At 70.9% G+C, this 21,122-nt stretch carries 19 protein-coding genes; 9 read left to right on the top strand and 10 right to left on the bottom strand.

The window, feature by feature from the left end:
* Positions 1-17: 17 nt before the first annotated feature.
* Together ACZ4SW_RS14055 and ACZ4SW_RS14050 are read right to left on the bottom strand one after the other, a co-directional pair.
* Positions 18-845, bottom strand: coding sequence for a hypothetical protein (locus ACZ4SW_RS14055; RefSeq protein ID WP_468242142.1), 828 nt, complete (start codon positions 843-845; stop codon positions 18-20).
* Positions 846-1,088: 243 nt separating this feature from the next.
* Positions 1,089-2,204 carry an ROK family transcriptional regulator gene (locus tag ACZ4SW_RS14050; RefSeq protein WP_468242140.1) on the bottom strand — a complete coding sequence of 372 codons (1,116 nt, stop codon included), beginning with the start codon at positions 2,202-2,204 and terminating at the stop codon, positions 1,089-1,091.
* A gap of 109 nt (positions 2,205-2,313) precedes the next feature.
* Between ACZ4SW_RS14050 and ACZ4SW_RS14045 the strand changes: the two genes are divergently transcribed.
* Complete coding sequence (locus tag ACZ4SW_RS14045) at positions 2,314-3,399, top strand: Gfo/Idh/MocA family oxidoreductase (RefSeq protein WP_468242138.1); 1,086 nt, start codon at positions 2,314-2,316, stop codon at positions 3,397-3,399.
* Positions 3,396-3,863: a heme-degrading domain-containing protein gene (locus tag ACZ4SW_RS14040; protein ID WP_468242136.1), complete on the top strand. Its 468-nt coding sequence runs from the start codon at positions 3,396-3,398 to the stop codon at positions 3,861-3,863. The genes ACZ4SW_RS14045 and ACZ4SW_RS14040 overlap by 4 nt, the downstream gene beginning before the upstream one ends.
* 105 nt (positions 3,864-3,968) lie before the next feature.
* Here the strand turns inward: ACZ4SW_RS14040 and ACZ4SW_RS14035 are convergent, their stop codons facing one another.
* The 4 genes from ACZ4SW_RS14035 to ACZ4SW_RS14020 form a co-directional block, all read right to left on the bottom strand.
* Positions 3,969-4,826 (bottom strand): fumarylacetoacetate hydrolase family protein, encoded by an 858-nt coding sequence (locus tag ACZ4SW_RS14035; RefSeq protein WP_468242133.1) that lies wholly within the window; start codon positions 4,824-4,826, stop codon positions 3,969-3,971.
* Positions 4,827-4,981: 155 nt separating this feature from the next.
* Positions 4,982-5,692, bottom strand: a complete 711-nt coding sequence (gene yidC, locus ACZ4SW_RS14030; protein ID WP_468242657.1) for a membrane protein insertase YidC — start codon at positions 5,690-5,692, stop codon at positions 4,982-4,984.
* A gap of 318 nt (positions 5,693-6,010) precedes the next feature.
* Positions 6,011-6,322, bottom strand: a complete 312-nt coding sequence (locus ACZ4SW_RS14025; protein WP_468242131.1) for a DUF6412 domain-containing protein — start codon at positions 6,320-6,322, stop codon at positions 6,011-6,013.
* Between the two features lie 64 nt (positions 6,323-6,386).
* Positions 6,387-6,920 carry a winged helix-turn-helix transcriptional regulator gene (locus tag ACZ4SW_RS14020; RefSeq protein WP_468242128.1) on the bottom strand — a complete coding sequence of 178 codons (534 nt, stop codon included), beginning with the start codon at positions 6,918-6,920 and terminating at the stop codon, positions 6,387-6,389.
* Positions 6,921-7,075: 155 nt separating this feature from the next.
* Here ACZ4SW_RS14020 and ACZ4SW_RS14015 point away from each other — a divergent pair, with 155 nt between their 5' ends.
* The gene (locus ACZ4SW_RS14015; protein WP_468242126.1) at positions 7,076-8,473 is read left to right on the top strand and encodes an MFS transporter; all 1,398 of its coding nucleotides are present in this window, start codon (positions 7,076-7,078) and stop codon (positions 8,471-8,473) included.
* A gap of 82 nt (positions 8,474-8,555) precedes the next feature.
* Here the strand turns inward: ACZ4SW_RS14015 and ACZ4SW_RS14010 are convergent, their stop codons facing one another.
* Complete coding sequence (locus ACZ4SW_RS14010; protein WP_468242124.1) at positions 8,556-9,368, bottom strand: class E sortase; 813 nt, start codon at positions 9,366-9,368, stop codon at positions 8,556-8,558.
* 281 nt (positions 9,369-9,649) lie between these two features.
* Between ACZ4SW_RS14010 and ACZ4SW_RS14005 the strand changes: the two genes are divergently transcribed.
* From ACZ4SW_RS14005 to ACZ4SW_RS13980, 6 genes are all read left to right on the top strand, one after another.
* Positions 9,650-11,125, top strand: a complete 1,476-nt coding sequence (locus ACZ4SW_RS14005) for a glycoside hydrolase (protein WP_468242121.1) — start codon at positions 9,650-9,652, stop codon at positions 11,123-11,125.
* A 316-nt stretch (positions 11,126-11,441) separates the two neighbouring features.
* Positions 11,442-12,335 (top strand): pentapeptide repeat-containing protein, encoded by an 894-nt coding sequence (locus tag ACZ4SW_RS14000; protein ID WP_468242119.1) that lies wholly within the window; start codon positions 11,442-11,444, stop codon positions 12,333-12,335.
* 72 nt (positions 12,336-12,407) lie between these two features.
* The gene (locus ACZ4SW_RS13995) at positions 12,408-13,424 is read left to right on the top strand and encodes a hypothetical protein (RefSeq protein WP_468242117.1); all 1,017 of its coding nucleotides are present in this window, start codon (positions 12,408-12,410) and stop codon (positions 13,422-13,424) included.
* A 115-nt stretch (positions 13,425-13,539) separates the two neighbouring features.
* Complete coding sequence (locus ACZ4SW_RS13990; RefSeq protein ID WP_468242114.1) at positions 13,540-14,052, top strand: very short patch repair endonuclease; 513 nt, start codon at positions 13,540-13,542, stop codon at positions 14,050-14,052.
* Positions 14,053-14,343: 291 nt separating this feature from the next.
* Positions 14,344-15,339 carry a DNA cytosine methyltransferase gene (locus ACZ4SW_RS13985; protein ID WP_468242112.1) on the top strand — a complete coding sequence of 332 codons (996 nt, stop codon included), beginning with the start codon at positions 14,344-14,346 and terminating at the stop codon, positions 15,337-15,339.
* An 11-nt stretch (positions 15,340-15,350) separates the two neighbouring features.
* Positions 15,351-16,679, top strand: coding sequence for a DNA cytosine methyltransferase (locus ACZ4SW_RS13980; RefSeq protein WP_468242110.1), 1,329 nt, complete (start codon positions 15,351-15,353; stop codon positions 16,677-16,679).
* An 18-nt stretch (positions 16,680-16,697) separates the two neighbouring features.
* On the opposite strand, the gene ACZ4SW_RS13975 is transcribed toward ACZ4SW_RS13980, so the two are convergent.
* Genes ACZ4SW_RS13975 through ACZ4SW_RS13965 form a run of 3 tightly spaced genes read right to left on the bottom strand, consistent with a single transcriptional unit; the run spans position 16,698 to position 20,722 of the window.
* Positions 16,698-17,576, bottom strand: coding sequence for a DUF6339 family protein (locus ACZ4SW_RS13975; protein ID WP_468242107.1), 879 nt, complete (start codon positions 17,574-17,576; stop codon positions 16,698-16,700).
* Entirely contained in the window at positions 17,573-18,568 is a 996-nt protein-coding gene (locus ACZ4SW_RS13970) for a hypothetical protein (RefSeq protein ID WP_468242105.1), read from the bottom strand. Before ACZ4SW_RS13970 ends, ACZ4SW_RS13975 begins: the two co-directional genes overlap by 4 nt.
* Positions 18,569-18,571: 3 nt before the next feature.
* The gene (locus ACZ4SW_RS13965) at positions 18,572-20,722 is read right to left on the bottom strand and encodes a helix-turn-helix domain-containing protein (protein WP_468242103.1); all 2,151 of its coding nucleotides are present in this window, start codon (positions 20,720-20,722) and stop codon (positions 18,572-18,574) included.
* Positions 20,723-21,122 lie beyond the last annotated feature (400 nt).

Here is a 21,122-nt window from a genome sequence, read left to right as displayed (position 1 = left end):
CCGGGGCCCCAGCGTAATCAGGGCCGGTCGGTCCCCTTCCCGCCGGGCAGGGCGCACCGTGCGCGGGCCCGGCGGTGCCACCGGTACAGCAGCAGGGGCAGGCCCGCGGCGAGGAGGCCGCCTGTCGTCAGGAGCAGTCCGCCGGCCATCGAACCGAGGCCGTGCGGCGCCCGGGGGCCGGTGTCGGCGAGCGCCTGGGCGGCCGTACTGCCGTGCGGGGCGGGCGGCCGGGTCCCGGGCTCCGTCTTCGCCCGGGCGTCGGCCTCGATCGTGAACCGGTAGTCGTCGGACTGACCGACCCAGTCGCCGTCGTCGCCGTGCCGCCGTACGATCGCGGCGGTCGCGACGACCTCGTCCTGCGGGGCGCCGGAGGCGAGCGCGAGCCGCACCTTCACGCCGAGGGTCTGGCCCGGGGCCACGGTGAAGCCGGGGAAGCCGTCGTCGAAGGGGCCGACCAGTTCCTGCTCGTCGGTGCGTTCGAAGGTGACGGGGTGCGGGTGGTCGCCCTCGAAGAACTCCAGCCGGGCCTGAGCCGCGGTCAGCGCGCGGCGGGTGTCGACGAGGACGAGCACCGGGTGGATGTCGCGGCAGAGCTGCGCGGAGGTGTTCTTCAGGTCGATGTACCAGGTGTGGGCGGCACCACCGGCCGCGTAGGTCCTGGGCCCGCCGCGGATGTGGGCGCTGAGGGGGAAGGTGTGCCGGTCGCGCCCGGCGCAGGTGGGCCCCGAGTCGGCCGGGAGGGCGGCGGCGGGTGCCTGGAGGAGGAGGAAGGCGGCGGCGAGGGCGCACGGCAGAAGCAGGGCCAGCGGGGCACGGAGGGCGGTCCGGGACAGGCGGGCGAGCACCCGAGGGACCCGGGAGGGCACTCGGGGGCGTCGAGGCGGTGCAGAGTGTCGCATGAAGATATGACCGGACAGGCGAGGCCGCCCCGAGGCACGCCACGCCCTCCGACCCGAAGCGGCCGACCCAAGTCCCCCCGATCAGCGCATCGGCCCGCCCTGTGCCGGGGGACCGGGCGGAGGCTCCACGCGAGGGGATCGGGTCGCCCCTCCGCCCGCCCGCGCCGCGGCCCCGCATACGGGCTCGGGTCACCCCTCCGCCCGCCCGAACAACGGTGCGAGCAGCAACTGGGCCGCGCCCTCCGCCACGCCGCGCGCCCCGCCGGGGGCGATCCGCACCGGTACCGCCGCGGTCGAGCCCTCGCGCCGGGCGCGTGCGCCGAGGACGGCGCCAACTCCCCGAAGGAACGGCTCCGGGTGCGCGGCGACGGTACGGCCGCCGAGCAGCACCAGGTCGATGTCGAGCAGCCCGGCCAGGTTCGCGGCGCCCACGCCGAGGACGCGTGCCGCCTCCGGCACGTCGCCGCGCGCGACGGCGGTGAGGCACAGCGCCTCCAGGCAGCCCCGGTTACCGCACCCGCACGGCGGCCCGTCGAGCTGGATCACCTGGTGCCCGAACTCCCCGGCGCCGGTCCGCGCGCCCCGGTGCACGGCGCCGCCGATCACCAGCCCGGCGCCGAGTCCGGTCCCGAGGTGCAGATAGGCGAACGACGCGTCGGCGACCTCGGCCACCGCGCCCAGGGCGAGCCCGAGCGCGGCGGCGTTGGTGTCCTTGTCGACGACCACGGGCATCGCCAGCCGCCGGGCCAGCGCCTCCCGCAACGGGAACCCGTCCCACTCGGGGAACCCGGTGACCCGGTGCAGCACCCCGTGCCGGTGGTCGAGCGGGCCGGGAAGAACGACCCCGACGCCGAGCACCGCCACCCCGCCCACCAGCTCCTCGACCTCGCGGGCCGCCCCCTCGACCACGGCCTCCGCCCCCGCGCCCAGGTCGAGCGGTGCCCGCCGCTCCGCCACCACCGCTCCCGCGAGGTCGCACAGCACGGCCCGCAGCTCGTCCCGGTCCAGATGCAGCCCCACGGCGTGCCCGGCGCCCGGCACGAGCCGCAGCACCGTACGCGGCTTGCCGCCCGTCGAGGCACGGCGGCCCGCCTCCGCCACGAGCCCGTCCGCCCGCAGCCGGGCGGTGATCTTGCTGACGGCCTGCGGGGTCAGCCCGGTCCGCTCCGCCAGCTCCAGCCGGCTGATTCCCGGCTCTCCGGCCGCCCTCAGCAGGTCGAGCACGACAGCCGTGTTGTGGCTGCGCAGGGCGAGCAGGTTCACTCCGCTCGGATTCACGCCGCTCAGATTCACTCCGCTCGCCACGGTCCCTCCCCCATGCCTGCCGCCTCCGCCGGTCCCGCGCACGTCCTGTCCACGCCTCCATTGTCCCTGCCGCTTGCACTTTGGCAACACTGTTGCGAAAGTGGGGCGCATGACTGGCACAGCCCCTGGTACTGACACCCCCCTGCGCGTGGGCCTGGTCGGCTACGGCCTCGCGGGCTCCGTCTTCCACGCCCCGCTGATCGCCGCGACCGAGGGCCTGGTCCTCGACACGGTCGTCACCTCGAACCCGGAACGGCAGCAGCAGGCCCGCACCGAGTTCCCGGACGTGCGGCTCGCCGCCACCGCCGACGAGCTGTGGCCGCGCGCCAGCGAACTGGACCTGATCGTCGTCGCCTCGCCGAACAGGACGCACGTGCCGATCGCGACCGCCGCCCTCGAGGCCGGACTGCCGGTCGTGGTCGACAAGCCGGTCGCGGGCACGGCGGCCGAGGCACGCGGACTGGCGGCGCTGGCCGAGGAGCGGGGCCTGCTGCTGTCGGTCTTCCAGAACCGCCGCTGGGACAACGACTTCCTGACCCTGCGCAAGCTGCTGGCCGAGGGCGAGCTGGGCGACGTCTGGCGCTTCGAGTCCCGTTTCGAGCGCTGGCGCCCGCAGCCCAAGGGCGGCTGGCGGGAGTCCGGCGATCCCGCAGAGATCGGAGGTCTGCTGTACGACCTGGGCAGCCATGTCGTCGATCAGGCGCTGGTCCTCTTCGGCCCCGCCGTCTCCGTGTACGCCGAGTCGGACGTCCGCCGCCCAGGCGCGGAGGCGGACGACGACACGTTCATCGCGCTCACGCACACCGGCGGCGTCCGCTCCCACCTGTACGTCTCGGCGACGGCGGCCCAGCTCGGCCCCCGCTTCCGGGTCCTGGGCTCGCGCGCCGGATACGTCAAGTACGGCCTGGACCCGCAGGAGGCGGCGCTGCGCGAGGGCCTGCGCCCCGGCCCGGACTGGGGACAGGAGCCCGAGTCCCTGTGGGGCCGTCTCGGCGCCGGGGAGTCCCCGCTGACCGGCGGCGGCGACGCCGTGCCGACCGTCCCCGGAGACTACCCGGCGTACTACACGGCGATCGCGAAAGCCCTGCGCGAGGGCGGCCCGAACCCGGTGCCGGCCCTGGAGGCGGCCGAGGCCCTGGACGTCCTGGAGGCCGCACGACGCTCGGCTCGCGAGGGCGTGGAGGTGAAGCTGTGACCGCCGCGACCCCCGGGATCCCGGAACTGGAGGAGCAGGAGCGCCGCCTGACGCTCACTCGGTTCACGTACGACGACGCGTGGCGGCTGGGCACGCTGCTGGTGGAGCTGGCGCGGGCGCGCAAGGCCCCGGTGGCCGTCGACATCCGCCGCGGCGGCCAGCAGCTCTTCCACGCGGCCCTGCCCGGCTCGGCCCCGGACAACGACGCGTGGATCGACCGCAAGCGCCGCGTGGTCGAACGCTACGGCTGCTCGTCCCTGCTGGTCGGCTCCCGCTTCCGCGCGAAGGGCACGACGTTCGAGGAGTCCTCCCGCCTGGACCCGGACGTCTACGCGGCCCACGGCGGCTCCTTCCCGATCAGGGTGGAGGGTGCCGGGGTGATCGGGGCGGTGACGGTTTCCGGACTGCCGCAGGTGGAGGACCACCGGTTGGTGGTCGAAGCGTTGGAGCAGTTCAAGAACTAGGGGTCGAGGGGCGCCCCTGAAGGGGCGCGGGGAACTGCGCGACCAGCCGACGACGGCCCGCGGTCGACGAACCGCCGCAGTTCCCCGGCCCTCCCGGCGCAGCGCCTACGCGTCCTTCAGTTCCTGCCGCTGGCGCCCAAGCCCTTCGATCTCCAGCTCGACCACGTCCCCGGCCCGAAGGAACGGCTTCGGCTCCGGCCGCCCCAGCGCCACTCCCGCCGGCGTCCCGGTGTTGATGACGTCACCGGGATACAGCGTCATGAACTGGCTGACGTACCGCACGACTTCGGCGACCGGGAAGATCTGCTCCGCCGTGGTCCCGTCCTGCTTCAACTCCCCGTTGACCCACAGCTTGAGGGACAGGTCCTGCGGATCGGCCACCTCGTCCGCCGTCACGAGCCAGGGCCCGAGGGGATTGAACGTCTCGCAGTTCTTCCCCTTGTCCCACGTCCCCCCGCGCTCGATCTGGAACTCGCGCTCGGAGACGTCGTGCGCGACGGCGTACCCGGCGACATGCGCCAGCGCCTCCTCGTGGGACTCCAGATAGCGGGCGGTCCGTCCGATGACGACCGCCAGTTCGACCTCCCAGTCGGTCTTGGTGGACCCGCGCGGCACCAGCACCGTGTCGTGGGGCCCGACCACCGTGTCCGCCGCCTTGAAGAAGATGACCGGCTCGGCGGGCGGCTCCGCACCGGTCTCGCGGGCGTGGTCGTGGTAGTTCAGGCCGATGCAGACGATCTTGCCGATGCGGGCGAGCGGCGGTCCGACGCGCAGCCCGGTGGGGTCGAGCGCGGGCAGTTCGCCGCTCTCGGCCGCGGCACGGATCCGGCCGAGCGCCGCGTCGTCGGCGAGCAACGGTCCGTCGATGTCCGGGACGAGACCGGACAGGTCCCGCAGGATCCCCTCGGCGTCGAGCAGCGCGGGCCGCTCCGCCCCCGCCGTACCGACTCGCAGCAGCTTCATGGTCACAGTCTCCCTAGATCGCGGGCAGCCGCCGAAGGGTGCGGCCAGGTGCGGCCCGGGCACAGCCATCGGAGGACTGGTCGATCCTCCAAGGTCGGCGGTCAGTCCGCAATACCCCGTTCACGGACTGGACCGCCGACGACCGCCCGGCGCGCTCAGCGGTACAGCACCGCCCGTTCGACGGCACTCCACGTCGTGCTGGTCACCACGTAGAGCGCGGCGGCCAGCGGCACCACCGCCACGGTCACGAGCGTGAAGAACGACAGGAACGGCATGGCCTTGGTGACCGCGCCGAGCCCGGGCACCTGCTCCCCGCCGCCCGCCTGAACGGGGCTCGCGGCCATCGTCCGCTTCGTGCGCCGGTAGTTGAAGGCGGCGACGGCCGTGACGAGCGCGAACAGCCCGAGGTAGACGAGTCCGGCCGGCCCGAGCGGCCCGCCGTGGCCGAGCGCGTCGGCCCACCGGTCGCCGAGCGGCGCGGTGAACAAGGCGTGGGAGAGCAGGTCGTTGGCCTCGCCGCCGATCGTCGTGCTCGAGAACAGGTGGTAGAGGAGGAAGAAGGCGGGCAGTTGGAGGAGGCCCGGCAGCAGCCCGGACAGCGGCGAGACCTTCTCCTCCGCGTGCAGGGCGAGGACCGCCTTCCGGAACTTCTCGGGGTCCTTCCCGTGCTTCTTCTTCAGCTCGGCGATCCTCGGCTGCAGCCGGGCGCTCGCCTGTTGTCCGCGCGCCGCGGCGCGGGAGAGGGGGTGGACGAGGAGCCGTACGAGCGCGGTGAACAGGACGATCGCGGCGGCCGCCGCGGAGGCGTGGAAGAGCGGCTGGAGCAGGTCGGCGAGGTGCTCGACCAGGCGGGCGAAAACGGACAGGAACGCGGACAAGGGTGAGCCCTCCGGGGTCTCGTCGTGCCGGGGTGGGGGGGGGATGGTGTGTCGGCATGACGACCCGCGCGGGGGCACGGACGTACGGAGGTCGTACGAGGTCGTACGCGGACGTACGGAAGACGTACGAGGTCGTAGGTGAACGTACGGAGGTCGTACGAGGTCGTAGGTGAACGTACGGAAACGCACGAGGTCGTACGCGGACCTCCGTGGACGTACGGAAGCCGTACGAGCCCCCTCGGAGACGCACGAAGGCGTACGAGGACATGCGAGGACGTACGAGCGACGTACGAAGGAAGCCGTGCCCTACGCGGTGGTCGCCGGAAGGGCGTGTCCGGGTGCCCTGGGCCGCTGTCGGCCGGCCGCGTCGGGGTCCCGTTGCGGCAGGAACGCCGTACGGTGCTCCCGGTCCCGTATCGCCGTACGCACCCGGGTCGGCGGCACGGCGGGCACACTGCGGGCGGCGATCAGCGCGCAGAGGGCGAGGGCGGAACCGGCGGCCGCGGTCGCGGCGAGGGCGACGGCGGCGGAGAGGCTGCCGGCGTCGAGGACTGCGACCTCGAGCAGCAGGAGCAGCAGCACGGCGGCGGGGCGCAGCCGCACCCAGGTCCGGATCATCCGCGTCCCTCCCCCCGGCTCGCTCGCCGTCGGTGTCCTTCTCCAGATCTGTCGTACAGGGTTGTTATACAGGCTCGACCTGGAGTGGCTGCAGCAGCATCTTCGGCTTCAGCAGCGCCCGGCTGACCGGATCGGCCGGGTGGGGGTCGAGCCCCGGTCCCGGCAGCATCTCAACGTCCTCGGCGGGCACGATGGTTCCGCAGGCGGGGCATTCGCCGTACGGCCCCAGTTCCCGGTCCGTGCCGCAGGTCGCGTGCCGGAAGATGCGCAACTGGGCTTCCGAGTAGTACTCGCGCCCCCACCGGCCGAGCGCGCGCAGCGCGGGCCACAGGGCGATGCCGCGTTCGGTGGGGACGTACTCGTCGCGCGGCGGAGATTCCTGGTAGCGGCGTTTCTCCAGGATGCCCTCGGCGGTCAGGCTCTGGAGGCGGGCCGCGAGGACGGCGCGCGGGATGCCGAGGTGGACGAGGAAGTCGTTGTAGCGCCGCACGCCGTAGACCGCGTCGCGCACGATGAGCAGCGTCCAGCGCTCGCCGATGATCTCCAGCGCGTGCGCGAGGGAGCACTCCTGCCTCGCGTAGTCCTTTCCGAGAGCCATGGCCTCACTGTAGCGAATTTCCGACGGTTAAGTTCAATCACCGAACCGACTTTTCCCAAACTTGGTTCAATGAACGAACTCACGCTGCTAGCGTCACTCACAACCGAAAGTTCAACCAACGAACCCACCACCCGACCCCGCCCGGAAGAGCAGCCATGCCCCAGCTGGATCGCACGGAACCGACCACGGGAACCCGCCCCGCCCCGCCCGTTCACGAAACTCCCCGGGCCACCCCCACCCTGGCCCTGACCAGCGCGGCCACGGCCGTCGCGCTCATGACGTACACCGCGCCGGCGGTCACGCTCCCCGCCACCGCCGCCGCCCTGCACACCCCCCTCTCCGCGCAGGCCTGGCTGCTCAACGGCACCCCGCTGGGCCTTGCCGCGCTGCTCCTGGTGGCCGGCAGCCTCGCCGACGACTACGGCCGCCGCCGGATCTTCGTGGCGGGCACGGTCGCCCTCGGCATCACCACCGTGCTCGGCGCCTTCGCCACCTCCACGTGGCTGTTCACCCTGGCCCGCGTCGCGCAGGGCGCGGCGAGCGCGGCGATCCTCGCCAGCAGCCTCGGCCTGTTGGTGCACGCCTTCCCGACCCCGCGCGGCCGGTTGCACGCGACCGGGGTGTGGGGCGCGTTCGTCAGCGGCGGCATCGCGGTCGGACCACTGATCGCCGGCGCGATGCCCGACTGGCGGCTGACCTTCGGGGTGCTGGGCGCCGCGGCGCTGATCGTCGCCGCCCTGTCCGCCCGGACGCTGACGGAGTCCCGCGCGCCCCGGGGCGGCCGTCCGGACCTCGCGGGCGCCCTCGTCTTCAGCCTGGCGCTCGTCTCCCTGGTGGCGGCGCTGACGCTGGGCCGGGACGGCTGGCTGCGCGCCCCGGTGGCGCTGCTGCTCGCGGCGGCGGTCGTCCTGATCGCCGCCTTCGCCCTGATCGAGCACCGCACCCGCACCCCGATGATCGACCTGTCCCTGCTGCGCCACCGGCGGTTCCTCGGTTCCGCGGCGGGCGGTCTGTTCACGGGCCTGGGCGTGCTCGGCCTGTTCACCTTCCTGCCGGCGCTGCTCCAGCAGACGCTGGGCCTGAGCCCGCTCGCGACGGCGTGGCTGTACCTGTTCTGGTCCGGGCTGTCCTTCGTGGTCGCCCTCCAGGCCAAGCGGCTGGCGGGCCGGGTCTCGCCCCGCCACCAGCTCGCCCTCGGTTTCACCCTGCACGCCGTCGCCGTCCTGACGCTGCTCGGCGCGGTCGGCTCCGGCTCCTGGACCCGCGTGCTGCCGGGCCTTGCGATCGGAGGCGTGGGCAGCGGTCTGCTGAACGCCGCGCTGCCCCTGGTCGCCGTGGAGTCGGTTCCCGCCGAACGCGCGGCGATGGGCTCGGGCGCGCAACAGACGTTCCGTTACATCGGCTCCTGCGCGGGCGTGGCGCTCACCATCGCACTGGCCACGTCGGGCGGCCCGGGCTCACTGGCGCACGGCGCGAATGTCGCCGAGGTCGTCTCGGCGGCGCTGGCGCTGCTGGGCGCGGTCACCGTCCTGACGCTGCGGGAGCGGGCGTGAGGATCACCGTCCTGACGCTGCGCGAGCGGGCCTGAGAATCACCGTCCTGACGCAGCGGGAGCGGGCGTGAGGAGCCTCCGCCTCACCGAGACCGCACAGACGTGAGCGTCCCCCACACCACCAGCCGGTACCGGGAGGTGTACTCGGGGGTGCAGGTGGTCAGGGTGATGTAGTGGCCGGGCTCGTCGTACCCGTAGTCGGGTCTGACGAGCGAACGCGGCACGGGCCGTACGACGCCGTAGTCGCGGGCGGAGGTCTCCGGGAGGATCCGGTCGACGGCGTACGTGTACACGGCCGCCCCGGTCTCCACCCGGACGACGTCCTTGACCCTGAGCCGGTTCAGGTACCGGAACGGCTCCCCGTGGGTGTTCCGGTGCCCGGCGAGGGCGAAGTTCCCGGCCTGCCCCGGCTGCTGGGTGCCGGGGTAGTGGCCGACGTATCCCTTGTTCAGCACCTCCGCCTTGTCCACGCCCTCGGCGACGGGGACGCGGAGGTCCAGCCGCGGGATGACGAGGACGGCGTAGGCCTGGGACCGGGCGGGACGGAGCCGCGGCGAGTCCCCGGACCGCGGCGAGCCCCCGGCCCGCCGGCCGCCACCGGCCTCGGGCCGCACGGTGGAGGAGACCGGCGCCCCGGCCCCGCCCCCGGCCGCGTCCCCGCCGGCGTCCGCGTCCCCGGTCGCCGCCGTCCCCCACTCCCGCTCCAGCGCCTCCACCTTCCGCTCGGTCCCCTGCCGGGCCTCCCGGTTGGTCCACCACGCCTCGTGCACGACGAGCAGCAGGAGCACGAGCCCGGCGGTGACGAGGAGTTCCCCACCGGTCCACAGCACCCGTCGCCGCAGGGCACGGCGCCGCCGGGTGCGGTGCACGACCACGGAAGCCCGCAGAACCCGCATGCGCACGCCTCCTTCGCCGGGGAGCCGCCCGCACGATAGAAGACGCACCCTCAAGTCACCAGGCTCGTACGCCCGGCAAGTCACCAGGCTCATAGGCCCGGCTCTCCCCACCCTGCCCCTTCCTCCTCCGCCCAGGCTTCATCTACCGGTTTTAGAAAGGGCCGTCACAACCCTCGACAACCCCATGCGCCACACCCGATCCTTCCTGTGCATCCAGCGGGACCGGTCGACGCCGGAGGGACGACCCGGCGTTCGGGCGGCACGGAGAGGCGGAGAAGGCCATGATCCGACGCAGAACTCTGCTGGCCGCCGCGGGCGGCACGTTCCTCGGGAGCGCCCTGGCGACCGGCACCGCACACGCCGACGCGACCATCGCGGTCAACCCCTCTACGACCTACGGAAGCTGGGAGGGCTGGGGCACCTCCCTGGCCTGGTGGGCCAACGTCTTCGGCGCCCGGGACGACTTCGCCGACATCTTCTTCACCACCAAGTCGGTGTCGTACGGCGGCAGGACACTTCCCGGCCTCGGCCTGAACATCGCCCGCTACAACCTCGGCGGGTGCAGTTGGAACAGCGTGGGCGGCGCATCGATGGTCGTCTCGCCCAACATCCCGTCGTTCAAGCAGATCGAGGGTTACTGGCAGGACTGGAACAACGAGGACCCGACCTCCTCGGCCTGGAAGTGGACGGCCGACGCCACCCAGCGCGCGATGCTGGTCAAGGCGACCCAACGCGGCGCGGTCAGCGAGCTGTTCGCCAACTCCCCCATGTGGTGGATGTGCCTGAACCACAACCCCTCCGGCGCCTCCGACGGCGGCAACAACCTCCAGTCCTGGAACTACCGCCAGCACGCCTCGCACCTGGCCTCCGTCGCCCTCTACGCCAGGAACAACTGGGGCGTGAACTTCACGACCGTCGAGGCCTTCAACGAGCCGTCGTCGGGCTGGTGGAAGGCGGACGGCACCCAGGAGGGCTGCCACATGGACGCCTCCGTGCAGTCGGCCGTCCTGCCGTACCTGCGCAGCGAGCTGGACAAGCGGGGCCTGACGGGCACGAAGATCTCCGCGTCGGACGAGACGAGCTACGACCTGGCGCGCACGACGTGGGGTTCCTTCAGCTCCACGACGAAGGGCTACGTCAACCGCGTCAACGTCCACGGCTACCAGGGCTCCGGCGGCCGCAGGGACCTCCTCTACACGGACGTGGTGAAGACGTCCGGGAAGGGCCTGTGGAACTCGGAGACGGGCGACGGCGACGCCACCGGCCTCACCCTGGCGAGCAACCTGCTCCTCGACTTCCGCTGGCTGCACCCCACCGCCTGGGTCTACTGGCAGGTGATGGACCCGACGGCGAGCTGGGCGATGATCGCCTACGACGCGAGCACGCTCGAGCCGGGCGCGGTGCAGACGAAGTACTACGTGATGGCGCAGTTCAGCCGCCACATCCGCCCCGGCATGACGATCCTCGACACGGGGGCCGACTACGCGGTCGCGGCCCTGGACAAGTCGGCGAAGCGCCTGGTGATCGTGGCGGCGAACAAGTCGTCCTCCGCCCAGACCCTGACCTTCGACCTCTCCCGCTTCACGACGGTGACGGGCGGCACGGGCGGCGTGATCCCGCGCTGGAACACGGTCACGGGCGGTGGCGGCGACCTGTACACGTCCCACTCGGACACCTACCTGAGCGGAAAGACGCTGAGCGTGCCGTTCGCGGCGGGGGCGGTGCAGACGCTGCAGGTGGACGGGGTGGCCGTATAGACGACGACCGGTGAAGGGGGCGGCGGCGAGAGTTCTGTGAACCCTCGCCGCCGCGGCTTTCCCCACCGGCGCCCCCTCGGCTCAAATAGCAGCCATGACCACAGGCACACCGCGGGCGGGGGCCCGGAGCAGGCAGCTTCGACGGATAGCGGACCGCCGAGCGCGAGCGGGACGGCGCAGCGGACAAGGCCCCAGGGCTCCACTGGGCGCACACCGTCCCGGCCACCGCCGCGGAGCACCGCAGCGAACGGCCGGCGCCGACGGGCCCGGCCCCACCCCACCCCCGGAGACGAGCACCTGGGGCAACCGGCTGGCTGTGACGGCCGCGATGCTCCCGGGCCTCGCCGCGGTCGCCGCACTGATCTTCACCTGGGTGTCGGTGACCCAGGCGTCCAGGGAGCTGGCCATCTCTGAACAGGGACAGATCGCCGACCGGTACGACAGGGCCCTGGAACGCCTCGACAACAACTCCGCGACCATCCGCCGAGGCGCCGTCTTCTCCCTGCAGGGCATCATGGAGGACTCCCCTCGCGATCAGCCCGAAGTGATCGCCACCCTGTCCGCGCACATCCGCACCCACGCCACCAAGAAACTGTCGACGCCGGAGAAGGCTCCCGACGTCCAGGCTGCACTCTTCGTACTGGCCCACCGCGACCCGGTCCACGACGGCGCCACACGTCTCGACCTCAGAGGTGCGTATCTGATCGGCGCGAGCCTCCAGGGCGCCGACCTGACCAAGGCGGACCTCACCGGAGCGGTGCTCACGAACTCCGACCTGCGGGACGCGGACCTCTCCGGCGCGACCCTGCGCCGCGCCTCGCTGAAACAGACCCAGTTACAGGGCGCCGCGCTCACCGGAGCAGACCTGAGCAGGGCGGCCTTGACCGGGGCCGACCTCACCGGGGCGAACCTGACCGACACCCGCCTGGACTCGGCCGACCTGAGATCCACCACCTTGGTGCACGCGGACCTGCGCAACGCCTACCTCGACAAGGCGGACCTACGGCAGGCGGACGTCACGGACGCGGACCTCGCTGGAGCCTCCCTGATCGGAGCGGACCTCGCCGGGGCCGAGCTGGACGCCGTACACCTCGACGACACGGTCCTGACGGACGTCCACCGCCCCGAAGGGGACTTGCCGCCGTCATCACCGCCGTCCACATCCCCTCCAGCGACTCCGTCAACCGACCCGCGAACCAGGCGTTCGTAACATGCCCGGCACGCTGCCCACTGACCTGCGGGTATCTGCTGCTTGTCGGCCAACGGCAGTACCGTGTCCCCCATGCGCCCCGACACGCCTGCCGAGAACGTCGACCACAACGCCGAAGCGGCACGCCTGGAGCGAACTGCCGGCCTGTATCCCGAGGACGCGGAACACCTGCTGCTGCAGGCCGCGGCCCACCGGGAACTGGCCGGCGACCGCCCCGGAGCGACCGCGCTCTACGACCGCCTGCTGTCCTCCGGCCGGCCGCTGGAGAACCCCCACCTGGTACGCGCCCTGAAGGCGTCCAACCTGTGGGAGTACGACCACGAGGCGGAGGCCCGCGCGATCATCGAGGGGGTCCGCACGGCCGCCCCGCGCCACCCCGCCCCCTGGGTGATCGTCGCGGAGTCCCTGGAGTCGCACGACGAGCTCCAGGCGGCGGAGGAGACGTTCACGCAGGGCCTGCGCCTCCTGGTCGGCGACGCCACGGAACCCCCGCAGTCCACGCACCCCCTCCTCTACGGCCGCCACCGCGTCCGCCGCATGCTCGGCGCACCCCACGACGACTGGGACGCCCTCGCGGACACCGTCCACTCCTCCTCCATCACCCTGGACGAGCTGCACGACCCCAAGCGGATCTGGACCCTGGGCTCGGACAACCCGGCGGAACTGAAGGCGGAGATCACCCGCCTCCGAGCAGAACTGGGCGCCTACCGGGAGGCCCTGTCCCGCCCGTTCCCGGTGGCGGTCCTGCACTGGCCGACGGGGGAACTGGCGGAGCTGGTGTCGGCGTACCCGACGCTGACGGCGGAGTACCCGTCGCACGAGGAGCACCTGGCGACGATAGAGGCGTCACTGAGGGAGCTTTCGGCGTCGGGGACGGGGAACCTGGGGATCGTGTCCGGGACGGTGCCGTCGTACGAGGCCTTCGCGGCCTCGGAGGGCGCGTCACCAGGGGATACGGCACTGCTGCCGCAGTACGCGACGATCTTGGCCGCACGGGGGCGGGCTGTGGCTTGGCCGCCGGAGCGGGGGGATGGGTGTTGGTGTGGGTCGGGGGTGGTTTATGAGGGGTGTCACGGAAGCACCGCCTGAGGCTGGAGACCGAGCGTCAACGGCATCAGGCGAGTACCGTCTGTTACGGAGATCGATTCGAGTGGATTGACCGAACTCGAACTTTGTCGATCGATTTGCCCGACTACGAGAAGCCATGAAAAAGAGCAGTAAGCCGCGTAGCGTCAGCGAGGATTCCTGGGCGTCATCGCCCGGCACGCGACGAAGCATGCAGTCCAACAAGGGGCGGGACACGAAGCCCGAACTGGCTCTCCGGCGAGCTGTTCACGCGTTGGGACTGCGGTACAAGGTGTCCATCCGCCCACTGCCGAAAGTCAGGCGCACAGCAGACCTCGTCTTCTCTCGGGTGCGCCTGGCTGTCTTCTTGGACGGCTGCTACTGGCATGGCTGCCCGGAGCACCACACCTTGTCGGCGACCAATACGGCTTATTGGACCGACAAACTCGAGACGAATCGTCGCCGCGATCGACAGACCGACCAATGGCTCCGTGAGGCGGGCTGGGAGGTTCTCCGTGTGTGGGAGCACGAAGATCCGCTGGCTGCCGCACTGCGAGTACGGGAGGTGTACGAGCGGCGACGGCAGGAGGTCGGGGCCTCCAGCGGGGACCGCACACGTACTCGCCGTACGCCGAGCCCGTCCCGGCGCTGAGTCTTCCATCCCGCTCGGACGGAGGTTCGACCCCCGAGACGGAGAGCGTGCCTCACGTGGCGATGTCTTTTCAGGAACTGCTTCGCTTGACGAAGATCTGCTGCAACTCATTCGGCGATGCCGCCCTGCGGGTTCTTGCTGTTCGTCGGCTGCAAAGTAGCCTCTTGACTCTGATCGTGGACGGCTGAACGGTACTCCGGTTCCCGGAGCATGAAACTCCCGAGGATGCGGCCGCATGGGTGGGGCCGCTGTGGAGCGGCGTCGGACAGAACGAACCGGGGGGAGAAAAGAATGAGCGGACTGACCTTCGTGGATGTGTGCTCCGGGGCGGGCGGGCTTGCCCTCGGGCTGGAGCAGGCGGGGTTCGAGCCGCGTCTACTGCTGGATGACGACGAGCTCGCCGTCAGAACTCTGCGGAATAATCGGCCGCACTGGAACGTGCTTCGCGCCGACCTGTTGGACTTCGACCCGGCCGAGCACCCCGTCAGCTACGACGTCGATCTGCTGGCGGCCGGTCTCCCCCGCGTGAAGTCGAGCGCCACGGTGACGCGCCAATCGTCCGACGCCGAGATCCGCCTCATCCAGGCGACGGCCTATCTGGCCCACGCCGTCCAGCCACGTGCGCTGGTCATCGAGAACATGCCCACCTTGGTCGACGGAAACCCTTTCGCGCCGATACGGGAGTTCCTCCACGAAGAGTTGGAGCACCTCGGCTACGAGCTGATCTGGTTCGTCCTGAACGCCTCCGATTTCGGAGTGCCCCAAGACCGCGAGCACGGCATCCTTGCAGCCGTCAAGGAGCAGTGGGCAAGCGCCTTCCGACCCCCTCGCCCCACCGTCCACGAGCACGTGTCGGTCGGAGAGGCGCTGGCGCCGTCGATGCGTTCCCGCGGCTGGCCGGACGCCGACCGCTGGGCGGCCCAGGCTACGAGTGTGGCGCCGACCTTGGTGGGCGGATCCAAGACACACGGCGGCCCGGACTTCGGACCGAGCGGCACGAAGGCCAGGTGGCGGCAGATGGGGGTCTACACGAAATCGTTCGGAAACGAGCCACCCGGCCCCGACTTCAAGTGGGATCCGTCACTCGGAGATGACGGACTGGTGCAGATCACAGTGGACCAGACGGCCCTGCTGCAGGGCTTCCCCGAATCATGGGAGATCGCCGGGCTCAAGACCGCCCGGTACCGTCAGATCGGGCACGCGACGCCACCACCCGTCGCTGAGGCGCTGGGACGGGCCGTCGCCGAAGCGCTGAACCGGGATCCGGTTGTCCCCGCTGCCGGCTAGACTTCCGCCACATGACCAGCACGCCGCCCCATCAGCCCATCCTCGACAAGCCCTTTGTCCTGGACCTCTTCGCAGGGCCCGGCGGGCTGGACGTGGCCGCACACGTGCTCGGTGTACCGAGCCTCGGCATCGAATGGGACAAGAGCGCCTGTCTGACGCGTTACGCGGCCGGTCTGGACACTCTGCACGCCGACGTGAGCGCAGTTCGTAGGGATGCCTTCGAGTCGCTGCCCCCGGAGATCAATGTGCTCGCCGGTGGTCCCCCGTGCCAGACGTACTCGGTTGCCGGGAGCGGCGTCGGCCGTAAGGCTCTGGACGAGGTCAAGGGCTACATCGAACGGCTCATGGCGGGCGTCTCCGACGATGAGATCGACAAGGAGCTGCAGAAGCTCAGCGATCCGCGCACGGCGTTGGTCCTCGAACCCCTCCGCTACGCGATCCAGGCGACGAGGAGCTCGAACCGCGGCAACCGACCGTACGACGTCATCGTCTTGGAGCAGGTCCCCGCGGTCGAGGCTCTCTGGGAGCATTACGCCCTGGTGCTGCAGAAGACCGGCCTGCCCGACGGCACCAGGTACCAGGTCACGGTCGATGTCCTCGACACCGAAAGGTACGGGGTTCCGCAGACTCGATCGCGGGCCGTGCTGATAGCTCGCCGTGAGGGGCTCGGTGAGCCCTTCCTTCCAGAGCCGACCCACCGCGCCTACGAAGCGAAACGATGGAATCGCAGGAACGGCGAGGCCGCCGCGCCCGCGCATCAGCCGGCTCTCGACGAGGAGATCGCTCCGGAGCCGGTGACGCGCCAGGGGAAGGCCGAGGGACCGCAGCCCTGGGTGTCGATGCGCATGGCCCTGCCCGGGCGCAGGAAACCCTTCCTGGTCCGCTCCAACTACGGCAGTTCCGGAAACCCGGGGCGACGCGGTGTCCGCACCGACCAGCAGCCGGCCGCCACTGTCACCGGCCGCATCTCGCGTTTCGTGGTATTCGAGCACCTGGACGAGAACATCGTCTACGAGGGCCCGCGGTTCAGCATGAACGAGGCGGGGATGCTGCAGAGCTTCCCACCGAACTACCCCTGGTCGGGCACGGCGCAGGCACAACAGGTGGGCAATGCCGTGCCGCCCCTCTTCGGCGCGCACCTGCTGAGCGCGGCGCTCGGTCTCCCCGCGCCGGACCCGGAAGTTCTGCGGGAGCCGTGGGTGCCGGCCACGGAGGAGAAGCGGGCCAAGCTGCGCAGCCACGGCTGCGGGGCGGCGGACGACTGCACCGCCCGCTGCCCGTGTCCCGAGGACCAGGCCCCGCCGCGCTCCACCCCGCCCAAGAAGGCTTCGACAGAGTGACCACGGGGGATCACCGGATCAGACTTCGCTCTTCCTGCCCCTGATCGGCGCGGTCTCGAAGAGTTCGGTGAAGTGGTCGACGAGCGCGGCCACGGACTCCTCGGGGACGGGGTCCTCGTCGGGTCCGACCGGGAGAAGGTGACGCGAGACCGGGGGTGCCGTCTCCGCCTCCGCGATCCAGTTTCGAAGAGCGCCCGGGTCCCTGGGCTCGTCCGGTGCGAGGACGTCGTAGACCAAGGTCGCTCCGGCCGCGGTGATGGCAACGCTCAGGCCGTTGATTTCCCGCCCTGTGGTGATCTTGCCGCTCTTCACAAGGCGGACGAGGGCCTGAGCGGTAGGACGGTGATCGATCAGATCCCTCCGCAGAACCGTGTGGATGAGGTCCTGGTTGCCGCAAGCCACCTCGACGGGCTCGTAGTCCGGCCCGTTCCGGAACAGTTCGGCCGCCCACCACAGACGGGAGAAGCACTGGCGGTCGGCGGGCCCCTGGAAACGCTCCACGGGGATACGCCGCTCCGGCCGCGCTGCCGTCGGCTCCGACAGGTGTCGCCAGGCCACGTAGTCCGGGGCCACCGCCAGTGCGAGGTGTGTCCACAGGCGCTTGTCCGCCGCCTCCCGCCGCGTGAGGCGCAGCGTGGCATGAAGCCGCGGCGCGAGCCACGCGTCGGCGCGGGTGCGGTCGTCGCGGAACTCGAAAATCGCGTCTTCCACAAGGCTGCGGATCGGCTCGACCGCCCATCTGGCGTCGTCCTCGGGGAGCGGTTCGACGACCTTGGCGAGGTCGATGCCGCCGTGGACCTGTTCGGCCTTGAGCAGTTGCTCGGTGAGGAACCTGTCTGCGGCCGATGCGGGGAGCAGCGCCAGGCGCTCCGGTACGTGGTCGGGCTGGGTGATCACTTCTCGCTCTCCCGGTTCGCTTGCTCGAGACTGCGGATGGCATAGCCCAGCGCCCTGGAGGCCTCGGCGCGTCGGATCGCTGCGTAGTGGATACGTGTCTGGAGCTCGGCCCAGCCCGAATCGCCGGTGTGCCGGCGGCGCACCTGCCGCAGCGCCTCCTCGACGTGCACGCCGGGTACGACGTCCGGGAGCATCTCCCGCAGGACCTCGCCCTGCCAGTCGGTGGGGAAGACCGGGTTGCCACCGGGCTCGATCTCCAGGTCGCCGATGGCACCGTGGAACACGGCGGTCCACACGTCCGTGGCCATGTGAGCGACGAGGAGGTCGCGGACCTTGCTCTCCACGCCGGAGCCGCTGCTGTCCAACAGCCCCACGATCCCCTCGACGTCGGTGTTCACGAAGACGGTGGGCACCCTGGCCGAGGTGTCCACGATCCACGGCGCGTCGGCGTACGCCCGCAGCCATTCCCTGGAACTCTTGGTGAAGGAGGCTTTGCGGACCTCCAGTTGGAGGCCGCTGACCGGCTCGTCGGAGACCGTGTCGACGATCCAACTCCGGTCGGTCTCGGCGATCGACCGACCCGCCACTCCGTCGACCGTGCCGACGGCGTAGATGGAGAGGGAGGCGCGCCCCAAGTGGTCGTCGCGGAGCACCTCCAGACAGCCCGCCCAGTCACGGCTGTCCTCCGCGTCACGCGTGAGGTCCGTCGCGGTACGGACGTTGGTCTCGCCGTCCACCAGCACGGCGAGGACGCGCACGTCGGACCAAGCCGCGTCCGGCGCGTCGGCCCCGGGGGGCAAGGTCGCCGACAGGCCGATGGTGGCGCTCACCCAGTCATCGTGCCCCGCGACGCCGAGCGCGACGGCCTGTTGCTGAGTCGAGTACGCGCTGGTGTCCAGCTGGTCCCGCGTACCGTCAGCGAGTTTGAGGGAGACCGATGTCACCCGGAACGTGATCGGGCGGTTGAGCCGCTTGTACGGGTAGATTTTCACGCGTCACTCCCCCTTGCCGGCACGCAGTTCGAGCACCAGGCGGGTCAGCGCGGTCCTGACCGGGTGGCTGGTGACGTCGGTGGCTCCGCGGAACGTCGCGCGGCGGGCTCCGGGGATGAAGCGGAGGGTGCCGTCCTCCACCTCGCAGCCCTCGACGGCCTCGAGCTCCGCCCAGTCCAGCTTCGGGCGGCCGCCGGAGCGCACGTCCAACAGGGCGACGGGCACCATGGGAACGACCTCGTCGCCCCGCGGAACGCTGATCTCAGCGGTGATCCGCCACTCGCCCGCATCGCCGATCGTCGCGTCGAGCCCGTTCAGCACCGGGATCACGGGGCCGGTGGGCACCTTCGCCTTGGGCCGGTTCTTCACGGTCAACGCCTTGCGTAGCGCCTCGCCGCCTTCGCGACTGCTGCGCCTCGGGCGCGCGACGAGTTCCCTGACCGCGTTGTTGACCTCCTTGGCCAGCCCCTCGAGCCGCCGGTACGCGGAGGGCGACCAGCGCAGCGTCAACTCCTCCGTCTGGCCCCAGCGGTCGTGCTCGGGGGGTTCCGCTGCACGCAGGAATTCCTCGGCTTCCTTGGCGAAGGGTGCCGCTTCCCCGGCAGCCTCGCCTGCCAGGAGAACCGCCTGGAACGGGTTGGTCCCGAGCGGTAGTCGCGGGACCGTGGCCTTCCTGACGGTCATGCGGTTGCCGCGCAGCGAATGCACCTGATTGATGGGCCTGTCGTTGTCGCCGGCCGCCTCGGTGACCAGCAGCACCGCCTGGTGGATCCCGAGCGTGCCGCCGACAGCACCTCCCGACAGCGGCAGCTTCAAGGGAACGTTCCGAACCGCAACCTGCCCGGCCTCGGTGAGCCTGTCCACCGTGGTGCCCTCGTAGAAGGCCCGCAGGGCGCGGGTCCTGGAGGGTTGTTCGACCGAGGGATCCACCTTGGTCTCCTCCACCACCACCTCTCCGTCGTTGCGCAGAGCGCGGACCGACACCTCGAGGAGGGGGAGTCGGCCGCCACCACCGGTCATGGCAGCCCAGAAGTCGCGACCCAGCGCCTGGACGAGCCGCTTGTGCATCCTGCGGATGTCGCGGGTGTCCTCGTCCCCCTCCTCCTCGACGAGATCGTCGTCGAGGTCGGACGTACTCGCCTCCAGGCTGGCCACATCGTGCGCACCGACGATGAGGAAGGACGTACCGGGCTCGTCGCTGTCGCGGCTCAGGTGCAGGCGCGCCACGGTCTCCTCGTCCGCCCACCACGAGCGGGCGACCTCGGCGCCCGGCGAGTCGGGGTCGGGGCGTCCGAACCAGGCGGGGCCCGCGTACGGCCGACCGTCGACTTCCCGCCACGGCAGTTCGAGGCGGCCGATCAGGCGTCGCTCGGTACGCCCCTCATGGGGAACGGAGAGCGTGGAGTTGATGAGAACGAGCCCGAGCGCGCTGGTTGCCCACAAAGTCGCCTTGCCCAGGCCGTAAGAACCGCCCGCCGAGCGCCCGGACTTGAGGCTCTCCAGCTGGCGTCTGACCACGGCGGCGAACTTGCCGTCCGCGTAGTCGTCGCCGGTGAGGCCGGAGGCGTTGTAGTCGTCGACACGCAGCAGGACCAGACGGCCTTTCTCGTACATGTCACGCACACCGGCGTCCACGACCCGCCCGACCTTCTGGTTGCCGGCGAGTTCCGAGACGGCCGAGTAGTGCGGGAAGAGGTCGTTCCAGAGGATCGCGTCGCGGAAGGCGTCAAGGTGTTCGCCGGTCAACTCATGCAGGGTGTACCGCACTCGGACCGGACGGCCGTTCTCCGTCAACCGCTCGTCGAGGCTGTTCTGGCAGGTCTCGCGCGCGAGCACCTGTACGTCCGCATCGAAGGCGAAGGCGGCGGCGTTGCCCAGTTCCCGGCCACCGTCGGGGTAGCCGGGACGGTGGTACCACGTCACCGGGAGACCGGCCTGGGTGTCGGTGGTACGCGTGTGTACCGTGCCGAGGTCCGTGCCGAGCGCCTTGGCGATGTCCGCCATCACGGTGGGGCGCGGGGTCGACCTCCCCGTGATCCACGCGGAGACGGCGGCTCGGGTCAGGCCGAGCTCCTCGGCCAGTTCGGCCTGAGTCTTCCCCGCGAGCTTGAGCTGCCGGGCCAGCCACGGCCCGAACTCCTCACCTGTCTCCACGCGCCACCTGCTCTTCCTCGGGTCGTCCCGATGACGCTAATTTGACGCCATCGATCTTGTCAACCAACAGTTAACCGAACGACCTCGACCACACCACTTTGCATCACCGCCCGACTTGTCCCAATAATCCGATTTCCGGCCAGATCGACCATCGACAAGGAAACGGAATCGTCAACTCCCCTCAGACGAACGAGAGTTCGCCTTGCTTCCGGCCCGCTTTACCGATACGTTCTTCGACGATGGGAAAGCCATCCCGCTCGTGCGTCCGGAATTCCGGCAGGACGGGCGGCCGGGGTAGAAATGCGTCCACGTAAGGCCCGGAGTATCAGGGGACAGCTGTGTCCACGGAACCCCTGAAACCGCACTGGGAAGATGTTTCGGGAAAGGGCTGGCGGCATCG

This window comes from Streptomyces sp. NPDC028331 (genome assembly GCF_055565775.1).
Note: the sequence above shows the minus strand (reverse complement) of the source record. Positions and strands in the feature narration are given on the sequence as shown.